Here is a 16,068-nt window from a genome sequence, read left to right on the forward strand (position 1 = left end):
AACGCCCTCAGCTGAAAATGACATATTGACAATATATAAGTGTTTTGCGAAAAAAAATGTATATTCATGCACGCAACCTACATAAACCCCCGTGAAGAATCATGAGTAGTTATGAAACAGCACATATATCTAGATGAGAAAGATGTTCAGCCTATGAGTTAAGAAGTGTAGACTACTTTTTGGGAAAGTGAGGGGGGAGGTTATGAGTTGTGTTTATTTAGATGTTGTGCGTCATTTAAGATAGAATTAACTGATTACTACAAAAGGTTTTAACCAATCTTTAATTTAATTCAAATCGCAACAGTTTGTGAGGAGATAATTGGGATATTAAAAAGAAACTTCTATGATTACATCTAATATACTTCAGCGTGTTTTTTTTGTTAAGTACGAAAAATATAAAGGAACAGCATTTACTTATGAAAGAGATAAAACTCAATACCTAGTATCTGTGTCCCATACTTTTCCTTATTTAAATAATGAGCAGGAAATAACATACTCTATCTTTCAAAATAATAAATGGACAGAATTAAAAGGAACGATATATAAACATCCTTCTCCAAATGCGGATGTAGTAATGATTAGTCTTTCGTCTTATATTTCACCTTTACATCCAATAGAATATAGTGTTAAAGGTTTATCCTTATCCGGTGATGCTTATTTTCTTGGATTTCCATATGGGAAATATATGGAGGACTATAATAATCTCAATAATGGATACCCACTTCCATTTGTTAAAAGAGCTTTAATCTCAACACTTGATGTTAAAAAGGAAGATATTCCTGTAATTTATTTAGATGGAATGAATAATCCAGGATTTTCAGGAGGACCTTGTGTTTTTAAAAAGCCAAACTCAAATGATTTGGTTGTTTTTGGTGTCATAAAAGGTTATATGCCCAATATAGTTAAAGTTAATTCGCCATTTGGGGAATTTGAGTATACTGAAAACTCTGGCATCATAGAAGTTCATTCAATCAATTTACTTAACGGAATAAAAGTTAAGTAAATTTCTTCCGATGATGCACTAATAAATTAAAAACGAACGCACAACATTGTGTATAAAATATGCCTGGTTGATGTGCAGAAGTCAAATGCAGTGCTTCTAAGTCCCGCACTTTTTATTATTTTTAAAGGCGTGCGGGGGTCGGTGTAGGTGGATAGTGAAGCACTTCTAAACCCGGTACATTTTATACACTAACCGTTCCAGCCATATGGAAAATACAGACTTCGAAATTTTTCAATATCCAATTTATTGGTTCGGAAATTCAGAAAGAATAAAATCTCCGCTGACCTTATAAAGGACAAAATGCAGCGTTTGTCCTGTCCGCAAGTAATCGGAAAGGTGCAAATCGGAGAATTTGCCGTAAAAGATGAAGGCGGCAGCCTGAAATTACACCCTTCTTACAGGCCGAAAAAGGGCAGTATGCAAAAAAACGCCTTCAGCTGAAAATGACATATTGACAATATATAAGTGTTTTGCGAAAAAAAGTGTATATTCATGCACGCAACATACATATACCCCCGTGAAGAATCATGAGTAGTTATGAAACATCACACATATATCTAGTTGGGAAAGATGTTCAGCCTATGAGTTAAGAAGTGTAGACTACTTTTTGGGAAAGTGAGGGGGGAGGTTATGAGTTGTGTTTATTTAGATGTTGTAGAGCATTTAAAAATCAACAATGAAATACACGATTCTGCTGTTATTTATGACTTTACTCCTATGGAGTTGCACATCGGACAACTTCTATGAGACAGAACGATATTTTGAAACTGACAAAGAATCGTATGAAGTTGGCGATGAATTTAAACTGACCGTTTTTATCGTTCCTGAAAAAGAAGAAAAACAAATCCGACTGTATGACAACTACAAGAATTTACAAATATCATTCGCGTTAATGAATAGTGAGAAAGGAATTCATAATGGTAGTTGGACTAAACGCTCAAATAAATTTTTAAATGACACATCAATAACAGAATTGAAAATCACAAAAGAAGATCCATTCGAGAAGACCTTCACAGGTAGAATTTCAGAAGCGGACACCGAAATTGTCATTGAAATTCCTGAATTGAATTTTAGAGATGGACTTCCAAAATCTGACTTCGACAACAATACAAGAGTCAGAATTCATGGGCGCTGCGACCCTATTGACCCTGAAATGGGAGCTTCCCTTGAAGAGTTCATAGAAGTTAAAGACATTAAAATAGAAACAGAATAAAAACGCTCTACAACATCGGCTATAGCAAATGCGGGCTGACTGCTTAAAAATGAATAAATTACAACAAAATAACATTCGGTCTGGCGGACAAGAAAGCGGTTTCAAAATCCCGCACTTGCCATAGCCAGGGCCGTTATGCTTAACTGAATATGACAAATAGAATAGTACTTTCTTCGGATCATGTAGACAGCCATGGTGATGTCATGACCAAAGCGGCTCTTGAATCAGTAGCAAAAATCATTAATGGTGATAGAAAGGTGCGTTGTACAGTTGATCATAAAAGAGATCTTCCCTCATGGGGTAAACTTATAAATGCAAGAGTTGAAGAGATTGATGGACATTACTATCTGACTGCTGAACAAATTGAATATGATATTTATGAGGATGTAGATTGGAACAAGGACTTGATTAAAGCAAGTTGCTCTCATAATGAACAACCTTTTAATGACCCTGACTTTGACATCCCTGCTTCACTTGAACTTAGTGCTGATCCACAGAATTTTAGAAACTACTCTGAATTTAGAAATTATTTCAACTTTATAAAAAGCAGTGATGTAGATATTAAAACCCAAGAATTTGGAAGAAAAGCTTTAATAAATGATCCTGAAGTTGTTTTACGAATAGCGGAGTATTACTTCATTTATAAGCTTTTAAAGCCAACTATTGACAAAACTACCAAAAAAATAAGCGATAAAATATCAGATAATCTAACTGAAGATACAGTCAAGCTCTATGACTTTATTAAAAAGTCTATTAAGAAGTTCATGTTAAAGGCCATCCCTAAAAATAGGCCTATCAATTATGTGATTAAATTACCAGGAAATCCTGAAATAGAACTCTTTGCAAATATAACTGATGCAGAAAAACTTATTGGTGCTCTTAAACCCAGTAAATTGAAGAAAGTAAGAGATGAAATTGACCAAATCAGTGAAAATGTTCTATTTGAAAAAATTCAATTCACATTAACCGAAAAAGGAAAGTGGAAATTTAACTTTCTTCAAACTGACAAGGGTGAAACAATAGGAAGAAAGACTTCATTTAAAAAAAGGGATCATCTTCTTGAACTGGTTAAAAAGAAAGAGAAAAATAAGCATAACAATGCATAAAAGCCATAGTCTCACAAAGTCCACCACATCCCAAACTACAGCTCTTATGCGGAGCGTTCGCATATTACATAGCCCGGTTAAGCCTACACATGCAAAAATTTAGCGAAACAGAGCGGAGGAGGTGGCTTTATATAATCTGATCTAGGTATATATTCAGTAAAAATGTTAGCTTAGTACTAGTGTTTGTTTGGGTGTTAGACGCAAGTTGCACAAAACATAGTATTATGGAAGTATTAGATAAGGTTTTAAGTGTTGACCCGAATTATATTATAATTGGGTTATTAGCTTTTTTCTTTACGTTAGAACAAATATTGGACAACCCTTTTTCTTTTAAAAAAAGAGGAGCGCATTTATTCCAAAACATTCTTTTTCAAATTGTATTCTTCGCTATTAATTTATTTTTTATTTCAGTTTTAATCTATTGTATTGAGTGGCTGAATTCTAAAGAAATTGGCCTCTTATTTTTGATTGAGCTTCCGTTTTGGGCAAAACTGATATTGAGTGTGGTACTTTTTGATTTTACTACATATTGGTTACACAGGGCATCACATAAGGTTCCACTTCTATGGAGATTACATAGAGTACACCATAGTGATACAACAATGGACTCTTCAACAACTTTTAGATTTCATCCTATAGAACTTGCTATTGTATATCAAGCCGGAAATATAGTTGCGGCTGCAATATTTGGTTTAGATGTCACTTCTTTAGCCCTGTATTATTTCATTGTTTATATCTTCTTCTTTTTAGAGCACTCAAACCTAAATTATCCTAACTGGTTAAATAACACATTAGGACTTGTGTTTGTAATGCCTGACCATCACAGAGTTCATCATCATCTAGAACAATTCTATACCGATTCAAATTTTGCAGATATTCTTATCATTTGGGATAGACTCTTTGGTACATTCAAGCTCATTCCTGTTAATCAAATGCATTATGGACTAATTGAATTTGAAGGAGAAAAAAGACAGTCTTTTATTTATCTGATGAAAAGTCCATTTCTTAACGTTAAGAGAATAGAAACTGATAAATCAAAAGCCGAAATAAAAGAAATCAGCACCTAAGGATGTATATAAAAGCATAGCCGCTTATCGGCAGGCTAGGCTTCATATACCAGGCCTTAGCAACTATAAAAGCATGAAGGTGAAGTACTGCTTAATTATCCTGATCTTAACTGCAATATGTAATAGTCTTTTTGCTCAGAATCAGGAAATACAAGTTGGTTTCGGATTACATCATATAAACTATAATGAAAACGCTTACTTCAACGACTCTATAACATTTAAAGGTAATGCTATTGCCAACCCCGGCCTTTGTTTGACAATGAGGTATCAGCAGCAAATTAGTTATCGACTGGATGTACAAGTTGGCCTTGTTTTGATGAAGTCATTGTATGGATATGGTGCTGGTTACTTTGTACCGGAAGTAAATACATATATGTTAAGAAGTGGTTACACCTCAAATCTCAATGTGATATTTCCCTTTGACCTGAAGCTAAACCTGAGCAAAAATTTTTACATCAAAGCAGGTTTGCCACTTTCTATAAATTTTGAGACTAAAAGGAGGGCTAATTATTCTATTAATGAATGGGATGATAAACCATATCTTTATGAAATATTTGATCAGCAAAAAGATAGTTACAAGAGGATCATATTTAATTATGGTATAGGCGGTGGTGTCAACATCTGGAGATTAAACTTAGAACTTTACCTGCAAAACTCTTTAAGTTCAATTAGTAAAGAAGTAGTTTTTGGTAATGATGCTGCGGGTCTTTACAATGGTATTGAAACTGTACTAGTAACAGCTTCATACCGATTGAAAGCCCAAAAAGACTAATACATGGGTTAAGCCTGTTCAGTCTGGCAGCAGAGCCTGAGCCAGCATCTGTACTGTTCTTTGTAGTGCATTCTCCACATCAAGCATCTTATTAGAATTCTTAGGCTAAGGCCGCAAACCGGATTATGAGATCTGAAGGTAAAGTGGCGCATAGTAAATATCATGTACTTTAACGGACCTTAGTTAAAACTTAGAATGAGCACCGAAAGAAGCAGTTTGAAATTAGTAATCTTGTCAGGCATTTTGGGGTCCTGAACACAGTGCTAGTGTCAAATTGTTCCTTTGATGTAGCTATATATTCAGTATAATGTTAGCTTAGTACTAGTGTTTATTTGGATGTTAGCAACTGTAAAAAATGAAATTAATATTGTCTGTAATTCTAATTAGTATATTCGCTGGGCTTGCCATACTTCATTTCTATTGGGCAGGTGGTGGGCAATTTGGATTTAATAACGTATTACCAGCAAATGAAGAAGGGGTTCCAGTACTTAGCCCAACAAAAACTGATAGTATACTAGTAGGAACATTATTGTTGTCATGTGGACTCTTCTATGTATTTTCATTGAACTCACTTAGAAGTAAATTTTTTATTTCTTTAAGGAATATTGGACTTTGGGTTATTCCTATGGTTTTTGTTTTGAGAGCTTTGGGAGATTTTAAATATGTTGGCTTTTTTAAACAAATTAGATCAACTGAATTTGCTAGTTTAGATACAATATTTTACTCGCCCCTATGTATGTTAGTAGCTCTCATCGGATTTATCTTATTAAAGATAAAAGGTGCTAACAAGCCCTATAATCAATACTAGTTTTGACATTTAATCCAAAGCTATACTAAAGTAATGCCGCCCTATCTTTTGATTTGGCTTAGAATAGGAAAAGATAAAATGTTTTGGTTAAGTGCTTTCTCAGGAATTACCTGATGAGGTAATCCCGCACTACACATACACTAGAGCATACGTATCACATAGTATAGCAAACCCTACACATGATAAGAATTACTGAGCACAGAGCGCATGATGTAGTAGCTTTACAAGAGCTGTTTTTAAGAATACGGCGCAGTACTTTTGTATGGGCTGAGTTGTCAAAATTTGAACTATCGGATTTTGATAAAGAAACGGAAGGCGAATACATTTTGGTAGCTAGGATGGATGAAAAGCCCATCGGCTTTATTGCTGTGTGGGTGGCTGATCGTTTTATCCATCATCTGTATGTGGATGAAGCGTATCAAAACCAGCAGATAGGTACGCAATTGTTAAATGCAATAATTAGTAAGTTTGGGCTTCCTCTTCGCTTAAAGTGCGAGGAGAAAAATACCAAAGCTATCAACTTTTACCAGCGCAAAGGCTTTGTGGAAATAGAGAAAGGGCAGTCTCAGAGCGGCCTTTATATTCTCTTTGAACTTCGTTAAGCTTAGCTCACATTCAGCAGGGCTAGTGTCAAATTGTTCCTTTGACGTAGGTATATATTTGGTAAAGTATTAGCTTGGTACTTGTGTTATTTAGTTGTTGTACTATAAAACGACATTCTTGAAAACAAAGAAAATGAGCCAATCTGAACTTATCGTTTTAAACTTTACGGAAATTAGGAGAAGAAGTATCAAACTTTGGAAAGGGCTTCCTGAACGCTATTACGACTGGAAACCTGATGAAAATGCAATGACGGCCATAGAAATGATCAGGCACGTTTTAGAGGCTGACTATGGATGGAATATCATAATACATAACGGAAGCCTGGCCAATTATAATACGCCCTGGAATAATCGCCCATTCATTAGCCTTACTGACGAGCTTGAATTTGCCGAACCCTATAGAAATACATTTTTAAAAAGTGTTCGGGAGTTTTCTGATCGGGAACTAAACGAAACTCACATCGTACATCCTGGAAACGGTGAAAAAAAGCTTTTGGGCAAATACTTATTACGGATAGGATATCACGAATCTGTACACGCAGGACAGTTTATCTCATATCTAAGAGCCATGAAAATTGATAGACCAGTTATATGGGACTGACAAACAAAGCATCCTATAATTGTAAATGAGTATAAAATACAGGACTAAGAGCCGTTTGTATCAGTTCTAGAGTTTAGATAGGCTTTGTATCGGGGGTATGTTCGTAGCATTTGAAATGCCCTATGATTCATACCCAGGCTATTTGCATATCATACAGGTAGAGTAAACCTAAACATGCTAAAAATTACCAAGTGCAGAGCCTATGATGTGGTGGCTTTACAAGATTTGATCTAGGTAAATATTCGGTAAAATGTTAGCTTGGTACTTGTGTTAATTTGGATGTTATAGCCAATTAAAATAGAATGGAAATCTTCAAATATCTAATCTTGTTCCAAATTATCTTTAATAGCGCACCAATATTTGGACAATCAAAGATTGCTGAACATTTTGAATCTGAGAATTTTGACTGTGCGATTTTTCCTAAGGAATACAACGATTTCATTGATGAGGAAAGATTTACTCCAACTCGAGCAGAGATAGAGTTGGCAGAAGAGACATTGCAAAGTAATCTAAAGAAAATTAATAGGAATTTGGTCAATCAAGATGGTACAAAATATAATCCGATTATTCATCAGAACTTAAAAAAGTATAAAAGGCAATACTTTGGATATCTTGACGAAGATGGAAATAGAATTCTTTTGATCAATGCATTTTGGGGTGAAGATGAAAGTTCTGATGATTGGTTACGTGAAAGGGTGTTAGTTTTTGATGGAGGTAGTTATTATTGGAGTATTAGATATAATATTGATAAACACAAATTATTTGGATTGCAGGTAAATGGGAATGCATAAAACTGGCTATAACACTGTTCAACCCCAAGCCTAGCAATGATGAACATGTTCTTTAGTTGCTCCAAGCACGAAAATTGATAATTGGAAAGATAAACGCAAAAATGTCCTGGCCAGCTATTCGCACAGGCCGTTAAGTTTAATTTGAAAACACCATAGAACTGATAATACAATCCATGTTAAAGTGAATATATTCTCTTATCATTTAGTTGAACTTCCCTTTTTAGATGCTGCAAAAAGAATATTCTCTAATCCCATTTCTGAAAACACGAAAGGGCTGATTTATTCGGAATACATGACAGCGATGACCCTAGGGGCTCCTATCTTTTCTACTTCAAGAATTTTAATAGGGCAAGTAGCCGTATTTATGCAGTGGGAAAATGAAATTGCCCTTGAAAGTTATTTAGAACAAGCCAGCTTTGGAAGAACGCTGGCTAAAGGCTGGCATGTGCGTTTATCTTTTATACGTGAGTGGGGTAAATTTAGCGGCATCAAAATACCAAACCATAGAGACAGATTGGACAGCACAGACTCTCCAGTGGTTGCTGTAACCTTAGCACGGATGAAGCCTTTTGCAGTCCCTAGATTTATCTATTGGGGACGGCCAGTAGAAAAACTTGTAAGAGACCATTCAGGGACTACACTTGCATTAGCGTCAATTAAGTTCCCAAATACAGTTTCAACTTTTTCAGTTTGGAAAACAGAAAAGGAAATGACCGATATGGTTCATGGACATAGTATTATTGAGAAACCGAAAAGACATTCGGATGCCATGAAAGAACGAGAAAGGAAAGATTTTCATTTTGAGTTCACGACATTAAGGTTTAAACCTATTGCGGAATTTGGTAGTTGGAAAGGACAGACAAATTTTATTCCCAATACCAAAAGGATTTAATTACAAATGGGAATAGCCTATAGAAAACAGAATTTACTGGATTGGATTACTCAGCAATGGGTCATTCTTTTTGGAAAGAAGATAAATAATACAGACCACAAATGGCTTGTGGGGCCTTTTGGAGGTACTAACGGTATTGGTATCAGGTTTATCAGGCATCTGGCAGAAAAAGAACATTTGATTATTGACAATGAAAGAAAGAATAAGGGATTAATTCAGTCTATTGAACAGTTAAATCTATCAAAAGATGAACTTAACACTCTGTCTTCTGATGTAGTTGAATTTTATCAGAGCACGGCCAATTACGAACTTAAGCTAAAAGTAAAATGGAATCCATTCTTTAAAATATTTGGTGTTTTACTTAATCTCATTTTTAGCAGGAGAATAGAACAATTAAATGTTCCTATCAAAAGCATAGCAAGTTCTGAGGCGTTGACAAATGATATAATCCACCTTATTAATCCTACTACAAAAGAAGTTAATAGGATAGTTTGGTTAAGAGCATTTCAAACTACAGGACAGGTGGTATATTCAGGTGTTTACGAGACTTGCACTATTCCTTCCGGTAAAACTTGTATAAAAGCAATTTTTCCATTGCCCTATGGAAATGCAACTGTTATTTTATCTCCTAAAGTTGGTCAAGATGGCGGACTTATTTTAGAATCAGCCGGAAAACAAATTGGTGATAGCGGATTCTATTTTTTGCTAAAGGACTCAAATGGTCAGTTATGGGCTAAATACATCAAATCATTTGAAGACAAACTAGTTGTAAGCAGTGAAAATAAAAAAATTAGGGCTACGCAAACTTTAACATTATGGAATTTGAGAGTTTTAAGGTTTTTGTACGAAATAGAAAAAATTACGCCACATACAGAAGTCTGACAAAAGATTGTCATAATATAAAATAGAAGTACAAAGAAGAGCGCCTGGCAAATAGTTTGTATAATACGTCTGGCAGAGCTGTCTTATGCACAAAAGCATGAACTTTCGGTGCAGATCAAGTCTGGCGTCATATATCTGATTGAGGAAACAATGATCCGTACTTTCTTTCTTGTTTTGCCTTTCACCACCAATAGCGTCAACCTATTCTTTTAATGTATGTATTTGTTTGGTAAAATGTTAGCTTGGTACTTTTTATTGTTGGAAGGCATTGAATATCCATCAGATCAAAAATAGATAATCGTTAAAAAGTATATTATGAAGAATTTAATTATAATCCTGTTTATTTTAGCCTCACTACCAGGATTTGCTCAGGATTCTGAGTATCAGGTTTCCTCATATCATACGGAGGGTACAAAAGCCCCAAATACTCATTATTTAGGAGAGGCTTGGCTGAATGCTATTATTCATGATGATACTGAACTGGGTTATAACATTACAAAAGCCACCTTTAAGGCCAACTCAACCCTGGATTGGCATAAACATAGTTCTGCACAAGTCTTAATCATTGTAGATGGAGAAGCATATTATCAGGAAAGAGGAAAAGAACCCGTAGTTCTAAAAGAAGGTGATGTGATTAAATGCGAAAAAGATATAGAACACTGGCATTCCTCTACCAAGCATAGTGATGTAACGTATTTAGCTTTATATGGTGGTGGAGAGCCCACAACCTGGACTGAAGTGCTTACACGAGAATATTATGATGAGGTAGCCGAAAAATTAAAAAACTAATGGGCAGGTATTTAAATTGAAATGGCAAGAGGCATGAATTGATGTGCTTTCCTATATCAGTGCCCCTAAGTAGTTACTGGTAATTGTTTACTGCTAAAGTTTTCTTGGTTTTTTTGCTTAAGTCTAAACTTATTGAAGTCAAATCAGCTAGCACCAAAATGATCCTTTGATGGAGGGATTGGCAGGGCTTAGGTCTGATATTTAAGATTATGTTTATTTTGGTATTGTGCTTTATTACCAAACCATAAACAATGATTAAATTTTTCAGAAAAACCAGACTTAAGTTACTCTCTAAAAATAAAATCAGTAAGTATCTGGCTTATGCCATTGGTGAAATAAGCCTTGTAGTACTGGGAATTTTGATTGCTCTACAAATAAATAATTGGAATCAGAATATACAGTTGCGTAAGGCCGAACTAAAAACACTTAAAAGTTTAAGGGAGTCCATCAAAATTAACCTCGCCGAGCTAGACCTAATCCTTAAGGCTCAAATCCATAGAAATAGAAGCCTGCAAGAAGTTCTTTTTTATGATGTTTCGGAGCTGCCACTCGTTCATCTGGATTCTCTGATCACCACAAATGTTAAAAATCACACATTTGATCCTTCTACCGGTATCTATAATTCCATTATCAATTCTGGCAAAATAGAAATTATTACCAACGATTCTTTAAAAAACAGAATATCAAAGCTTTATGATAGGGTAGCTGATTATCAGGAAAGTGAAGATGAAATAACTGAATACACAAAAAAGCACCTGGAAGTGAATTTCATTAACAATTTGAGTATCAGCCCAAAAGTATTGGCGAAGCTTAGGGTACGTACAGAGGAGGAGAAAGTAACAGATAAAGCACTTTACATTGAAAACTTCAATTCGCAAGCACTTAAGAATATGTATATTTTACTCCTTTACAAGATGAGCGAAGTAATCACAAAAGGTGAGAGCCTGGAGTCTGAGTACCGAGGTTTAATTACTGCACTGGAGAATGAAATCAAGAGCAAAGAATAATTTAAGCACCATATTGTTTATTAGTAAATGGAGGGGCTTGCTTACTCATAGCAGCATCTAAGGTTTGTGGGAGTTTATTTACTGACTTTGGGGAGATGCCTACCCTAGAAAGGTGTTTTGCTAAGTGTTTAGTATATGATTTTGAGCTTACTAGATGGACAAGAATTTAGACAGTACGGCAATGTAATTGTAACTTTAATTTCTGCCGGGCTGCCTGGCCTGATCCTGACTCCTTTGATATCGGGTAAACAGAGATAAAAACAAACTGTTTTGCAGCTCTACCAAGAACTGATACTGTAGCTATGAGCGCTACACAATTGAGTAAATGAGTTTCCTCAGTTTAGGTTTTTTTGTAAGCATTAATACGGCTTTATCTCAGGAGGCTAAGCAATTTTACCAGACTGAGGAGTCATAAAGAGTTGGATAGTATCAAGAGTTCATGTTTATCAGTTGGCTACACCAGAGATGAAACACACAGTGATACTACTTTTACCATTGTTCAGATATTTGAAAGGACTAATATGTGAGAAATTGATAATATTTATCAGTTGATGAAAATTACTCTGGAATGCTGAATAGGCTTATTATAAGCCAATGAGAAGATAATATGTGATTTCTGCCTGACTAAAAAGATACATAATCATGTGTTGTACCCAAGCTGAAATTATTCTTTTAACTATCTGCATACATGGGGAGCAAGTCTCACGTGAATAGTAATCGTCAAATTGTCTGCATGGCTTGTGCATACTCTGGCATATCAGTATATTGAGCAGAGTTAGGGCTATCTACCCGGATGGTAATGATGTCTTAAACCCAAAAACAATATAGTTACACTAAGAAATGAGCCAGACCAAGCGCGTACTCAGACTAGTCATGCCCCTGATAGCTATTGTATGTACCGTGATCTTTGTGCCCTGGCTAATGTTGTGGGTATGGCTCTCACCCCTGCCCGCTACGGTACAGCAAGAAGTGGAGCAGGCCACCAATTATAAACTGGATGGTATGATCGTGTATGTAGACGAAGGCGGTAAAGCTCCGGTCTTGTATGCTTCTGGCTGGAAAGACCGTGATAGTCAAATACCATCCGACCCACATGCTTTCTTTAAGATCGCAAGTATCAGCAAGCTTTATATCGCTGCGGCGGCCTGTAAATTGGTCTATCAGCAAAAGTTATCCTTGGATGATACACTGGACAAACTTTTGCCACAACTAAATGGAAGAATAGCGAATGCTGAGCGCATCACCTTTGGCATGTTGCTTCGGCATAGCAGTGGTATCCCGGATTATCTGGCAGACTCAAATTATCCCTGGGATAGCCCGATCAAAGACAACTGGGAAACTATTAAACTGGTATGGGATAAGCCTGCCAACTTTGAGCCCGGTACCAGCCATAGCTATTCTAACACGAATTATGTACTGATAGGTGAAATTTTAGATCGGATGTTAGGCTATAGTCATCATCAATTCATACGTGAGGAGATATTGTTTACCTTAAATTTAAGCCATACCTATAGCCTGCTTCAAGAGCTTGATCCAAAGCTGGTGAGCAGTGGCTATGTTATTGGCTATGATAAAGATGTTAAACTAAACGACTATGTGAGTCCTGGCGGTTCTATGGTGGCTACTGCAGAAGATGTAGGGATTTTTCTGAGGGCCTTAATTGATGGCAGCCTGTTTAATAAAGAAGAGCAGGCTATTTATTCTTCTGTCTACTATTATGAACATACAGGTTTACTGCCCGGCTACCAAAGTATTGCCAAATACCATCAGGACATAGATACGATAGTTGTACAGTTTGTAAATACAAGTGGGGGAGAAAGCTGGACTATTTCTGAAATAATATACAATCGTATTATAAAAATACTAAGAAGACAAAAAAATGTCTAGGGTAGCCAATGCAAGTAGAGATAAAGTCTTAATCCGCATGCCGATCTACCCTAATAATTACCTTTAAAGCTAAAATTAAGATAGAGCGATAGTTGTTTGTCCCCTATGGTAAAGTAACTATATTGATATAAGAAAGTAAGTATGTTCTTAAGGTAGACCAAATGGCTGCCGTGAGCCAGTATCAAACAAGAGATAAAAGGATTGAATATAGTATCACAACTAGATAAATTTCATTTTCAGTTAAGACAAAATCGTTGGCTATGGTACTTCTCTATTTTTTGTCGTATTACTTTGGCTCTCGGTTTTATTCCTGCTGGTCTCACTAAGATTATGGGTGAACGTTTTGCTAGTGGATTATCTGTAAATCACCCTATGGGGCATTATCTTGAGGCGCTACATCATACTTCTTATTATTACACATTTATTGGTGTAGCTCAAGTACTTGCAGCTATACTTTTATTGATTCCCAGAACGATTACTCTGGGAGCTTTAATATATCTTCCTATTATTCTGAATATCTGTATACTATCGTTTGCCGTTCGTTTTGAGGGATCTCATGTAACGGCACCTTTAATGTTATTGGCGAATCTGTACATTCTCGGCTGGAATTATGACAGGATAAAATTTATATTGCCTTTCAAAAAAAACTCTGATTATCCATTCGTTGAGAAGCCCAAAAAGTATAGTAACAAGTTTCCGATATTATTTTTTACAGGAGTAATAGCAGCGATTGGTCTTTTAATTCTTTATTTCATCTATGGGCATAATGTAATGCCCCGAAATTCGCTGATTGATTGCAAAAAACAGTTTGTGAATACTGAGCATGAACAAGCTGGAATTAAGTTTTGTGAATGTATACATACCGAAGGGCAGTACCTGGAGGAGTGTCTGGATGAATACGATAACAACGCTCCCTAAAAAATATACCTGTACTTCTTACATGCTACACTAGTAAGCCTTTACCAAATACAAAGAGCAGGCTTATAGCTTATGCCAATTTGTTTTGAAGTAAGTGTTTTTCAGGAATGAAATTATAGGCAAATGATGAGGGTATAAACTCAGGGCTGATACAACTTTCCCTAAAATTGACGGTTTTGCATCCTCTGATAGTCTGTTAGCTTAAGCAATTTTTATAAAAAATAGTATATGAGAAAGCTTAAGCTAGAGGTACAACTGTCGGTAAATGGATATGTTGGAGGCGTTAGTGGTGATCTTAACTGGACAGTAAGCCTGTACAATAAATACTGGCGTTTACTCCACGACATTGTTGGCGAATCGGATACCCTCCTGATCGGTAGAAAAATTGCAGAAGAATTTATACCACATTTTGAATCTTTTACCGTTGACCATCTACCCTATTCTTTTGCTCAAAAAATGGTCCACATTCCTAAAGTAACCTTCACCAAACCTCTGAATAAGCCATTTGGAAAAAACATCTCTCATGCCAAAGCCGGTCTGTCAGCAAAGGTCTGCCAGCCGAAGCACCAAAACGGAAAAGATCTATTGGTCTATGAAGGAGCAAGCTTTGTATCTGCACTGATAAGTAGAGGTCATATAGATAAGCTTTTGCTGTTTATTAACCCAGTTTTGATTAGGCATGGTTTGCAGATTTTTGTCCAGGTCAACGAGCAACAGGTGCTAATATTAATCTCTGCCAGGTCCTATAAATGTGGAGTTAGGGTGCTTCACTATAAGATGAGTAGTCAGAGTTAGCAGGTATTACAGCAGCGAAAGAGGATGGCATGCAGTCAGGCTGGTAAAATTGCCTAATCTAAGTTTGCATAAGCATAGAACAGTTATTTTACTTTTAGCTTAAGTGCATTGCCAAAAAGCTAGAAAGTAACTTGGTATTATCAATAATAATTCTGTTTCTTCGGAGTAGAACATCTATTGATTCAGTAAATGACTGAAAAAGAAAAAATGCTTAAAGGGGAGCCATATAACTCCAGAGATGCAGAGCTGATAAAAATGTATCACAAGGCAAGAAAACTATTAAAAGCATATAATATGCTGGATTCTGAGTTAGGGCAGGAGCGTGAAAGAATACTAAGTGAGCTGTTTGGTGTTAAGGGTGAGGGGGTATGGATAGAGGCGCCATTTTTTTGCGACTATGGAGAAAATATATCAATTGGTAGTCATACTTTTGTTAACACAAACTGCATGTTTCTGGATAATAATACCATAACAATAGGAGAAAATGGGCTGATTGCTCCTTATGTGCAGATATACACCGCTAAGCATCCGATAAAAGCCTCTGATAGAATTGTAAAAAACGGTAGTCAATCTTCTTACATAACTTCTGCCCAGGCAGTAAAAATTGGCGATAATGTCTGGATAGGGGGCAATTCCGTGGTATTTCCTGGTGTCACTATTGGGGACAATGTAACAATAGGAGCAGGTAGTATTGTCACTAATGATATTCCCGACAATGTATTGGCTGTAGGAAACCCCTGCAGGGTTGTCAGGGAACTGTAAGAAGTAGTAAGTGGAAAGGAATATATCTGTTAGCAGTAACACTGTATATGCGTCTGGTATAGTAGGCTTATTAACAGATACTAAGTATACTAAAAACCTCAACCTGATAGCGTTTTAGAAAAACTTTATGATTACCTAAATACCAGTGCATGGGGATGACAAATATTAGAGAT

At 36.0% G+C, this 16,068-nt stretch carries 18 protein-coding genes; all 18 read left to right on the forward strand.

The annotated features are described in order from the left end of the window. Positions 1 to 343: 343 nt before the first annotated feature. The 18 genes from PZB74_RS15235 (at position 344) to PZB74_RS15320 (ending at position 15,895) form a co-directional block, all read left to right on the forward strand. Positions 344 to 1,003, forward strand: a complete 660-nt coding sequence (locus PZB74_RS15235; RefSeq protein WP_302237540.1) for a S1 family serine peptidase — start codon at positions 344 to 346, stop codon at positions 1,001 to 1,003. Between the two features lie 676 nt (positions 1,004 to 1,679). Then, entirely contained in the window at positions 1,680 to 2,216 is a 537-nt protein-coding gene (locus PZB74_RS15240; RefSeq protein WP_302237541.1) for a hypothetical protein, read from the forward strand. Positions 2,217 to 2,365: 149 nt separating this feature from the next. After that, positions 2,366 to 3,322, forward strand: a complete 957-nt coding sequence (locus PZB74_RS15245; protein ID WP_302237542.1) for a hypothetical protein — start codon at positions 2,366 to 2,368, stop codon at positions 3,320 to 3,322. 224 nt (positions 3,323 to 3,546) lie between these two features. After that, a complete protein-coding gene (locus PZB74_RS15250) occupies positions 3,547 to 4,389 on the forward strand; it encodes a sterol desaturase family protein (protein ID WP_302237544.1) in 843 nt (280 codons plus the stop codon). Between the two features lie 79 nt (positions 4,390 to 4,468). Further along, the gene (locus tag PZB74_RS15255) at positions 4,469 to 5,161 is read left to right on the forward strand and encodes a porin family protein (protein ID WP_302237547.1); all 693 of its coding nucleotides are present in this window, start codon (positions 4,469 to 4,471) and stop codon (positions 5,159 to 5,161) included. Between the two features lie 355 nt (positions 5,162 to 5,516). Then, a complete protein-coding gene (locus PZB74_RS15260; RefSeq protein WP_302237548.1) occupies positions 5,517 to 5,969 on the forward strand; it encodes a DUF3995 domain-containing protein in 453 nt (150 codons plus the stop codon). A gap of 179 nt (positions 5,970 to 6,148) precedes the next feature. Then, on the forward strand, positions 6,149 to 6,571 hold the full coding sequence (locus PZB74_RS15265) for a GNAT family N-acetyltransferase (protein WP_302237550.1): 423 nt from the start codon (positions 6,149 to 6,151) through the stop codon (positions 6,569 to 6,571). A gap of 118 nt (positions 6,572 to 6,689) precedes the next feature. Continuing rightward, the gene (locus PZB74_RS15270) at positions 6,690 to 7,172 is read left to right on the forward strand and encodes a DinB family protein (RefSeq protein WP_302237553.1); all 483 of its coding nucleotides are present in this window, start codon (positions 6,690 to 6,692) and stop codon (positions 7,170 to 7,172) included. A gap of 302 nt (positions 7,173 to 7,474) precedes the next feature. Further along, the gene (locus tag PZB74_RS15275; protein WP_302237556.1) at positions 7,475 to 7,963 is read left to right on the forward strand and encodes a hypothetical protein; all 489 of its coding nucleotides are present in this window, start codon (positions 7,475 to 7,477) and stop codon (positions 7,961 to 7,963) included. A gap of 181 nt (positions 7,964 to 8,144) precedes the next feature. Further along, positions 8,145 to 8,855 carry a hypothetical protein gene (locus PZB74_RS15280; RefSeq protein WP_302237557.1) on the forward strand — a complete coding sequence of 237 codons (711 nt, stop codon included), beginning with the start codon at positions 8,145 to 8,147 and terminating at the stop codon, positions 8,853 to 8,855. Positions 8,856 to 8,861: 6 nt separating this feature from the next. Next, complete coding sequence (locus PZB74_RS15285; protein WP_302237559.1) at positions 8,862 to 9,737, forward strand: hypothetical protein; 876 nt, start codon at positions 8,862 to 8,864, stop codon at positions 9,735 to 9,737. Between the two features lie 315 nt (positions 9,738 to 10,052). Beyond that, complete coding sequence (locus PZB74_RS15290; protein ID WP_302237590.1) at positions 10,053 to 10,526, forward strand: cupin domain-containing protein; 474 nt, start codon at positions 10,053 to 10,055, stop codon at positions 10,524 to 10,526. A gap of 251 nt (positions 10,527 to 10,777) precedes the next feature. Next, positions 10,778 to 11,533 (forward strand): DUF6090 family protein, encoded by a 756-nt coding sequence (locus PZB74_RS15295; protein WP_302237593.1) that lies wholly within the window; start codon positions 10,778 to 10,780, stop codon positions 11,531 to 11,533. Between the two features lie 135 nt (positions 11,534 to 11,668). Next, positions 11,669 to 11,791, forward strand: coding sequence for a hypothetical protein (locus PZB74_RS15300; RefSeq protein WP_302237596.1), 123 nt, complete (start codon positions 11,669 to 11,671; stop codon positions 11,789 to 11,791). Between the two features lie 582 nt (positions 11,792 to 12,373). After that, positions 12,374 to 13,420 carry a serine hydrolase domain-containing protein gene (locus tag PZB74_RS15305; RefSeq protein WP_302237597.1) on the forward strand — a complete coding sequence of 349 codons (1,047 nt, stop codon included), beginning with the start codon at positions 12,374 to 12,376 and terminating at the stop codon, positions 13,418 to 13,420. 201 nt (positions 13,421 to 13,621) lie between these two features. Next, entirely contained in the window at positions 13,622 to 14,338 is a 717-nt protein-coding gene (locus tag PZB74_RS15310; protein ID WP_302237599.1) for a DoxX family protein, read from the forward strand. Between the two features lie 228 nt (positions 14,339 to 14,566). Next, the gene (locus PZB74_RS15315; RefSeq protein WP_302237602.1) at positions 14,567 to 15,133 is read left to right on the forward strand and encodes a dihydrofolate reductase family protein; all 567 of its coding nucleotides are present in this window, start codon (positions 14,567 to 14,569) and stop codon (positions 15,131 to 15,133) included. 189 nt (positions 15,134 to 15,322) lie between these two features. After that, positions 15,323 to 15,895, forward strand: coding sequence for a sugar O-acetyltransferase (locus PZB74_RS15320; protein ID WP_302237604.1), 573 nt, complete (start codon positions 15,323 to 15,325; stop codon positions 15,893 to 15,895). The last annotated feature ends 173 nt before the right edge of the window (positions 15,896 to 16,068 follow it).

It is taken from the genome of Porifericola rhodea (assembly GCF_030506305.1).
GTDB lineage: Bacteria > Bacteroidota > Bacteroidia > Cytophagales > Cyclobacteriaceae > Catalinimonas > Catalinimonas rhodea.

Excerpts from the sequence above, each read along its gene's own strand:
- PZB74_RS15235 (WP_302237540.1), top strand. The coding sequence starts at position 344 with ATGATTACATCTAATATACTTCAGCGTGTTTTTTTTGTTAAGTACGAA.
- PZB74_RS15240 (WP_302237541.1), top strand. The coding sequence starts at position 1,680 with ATGAAATACACGATTCTGCTGTTATTTATGACTTTACTCCTATGGAGT.
- PZB74_RS15245 (WP_302237542.1), top strand. The coding sequence starts at position 2,366 with ATGACAAATAGAATAGTACTTTCTTCGGATCATGTAGACAGCCATGGT.
- PZB74_RS15250 (WP_302237544.1), top strand. The coding sequence starts at position 3,547 with ATGGAAGTATTAGATAAGGTTTTAAGTGTTGACCCGAATTATATTATA.
- PZB74_RS15260 (WP_302237548.1), top strand. The coding sequence starts at position 5,517 with ATGAAATTAATATTGTCTGTAATTCTAATTAGTATATTCGCTGGGCTT.
- PZB74_RS15265 (WP_302237550.1), top strand. The coding sequence starts at position 6,149 with ATGATAAGAATTACTGAGCACAGAGCGCATGATGTAGTAGCTTTACAA.
- PZB74_RS15275 (WP_302237556.1), top strand. The coding sequence starts at position 7,475 with ATGGAAATCTTCAAATATCTAATCTTGTTCCAAATTATCTTTAATAGC.
- PZB74_RS15285 (WP_302237559.1), top strand. The coding sequence starts at position 8,862 with ATGGGAATAGCCTATAGAAAACAGAATTTACTGGATTGGATTACTCAG.
- PZB74_RS15290 (WP_302237590.1), top strand. The coding sequence starts at position 10,053 with ATGAAGAATTTAATTATAATCCTGTTTATTTTAGCCTCACTACCAGGA.
- PZB74_RS15295 (WP_302237593.1), top strand. The coding sequence starts at position 10,778 with ATGATTAAATTTTTCAGAAAAACCAGACTTAAGTTACTCTCTAAAAAT.
- PZB74_RS15300 (WP_302237596.1), top strand. The coding sequence starts at position 11,669 with ATGATTTTGAGCTTACTAGATGGACAAGAATTTAGACAGTACGGCAAT.
- PZB74_RS15305 (WP_302237597.1), top strand. The coding sequence starts at position 12,374 with ATGAGCCAGACCAAGCGCGTACTCAGACTAGTCATGCCCCTGATAGCT.
- PZB74_RS15315 (WP_302237602.1), top strand. The coding sequence starts at position 14,567 with ATGAGAAAGCTTAAGCTAGAGGTACAACTGTCGGTAAATGGATATGTT.
- PZB74_RS15320 (WP_302237604.1), top strand. The coding sequence starts at position 15,323 with ATGACTGAAAAAGAAAAAATGCTTAAAGGGGAGCCATATAACTCCAGA.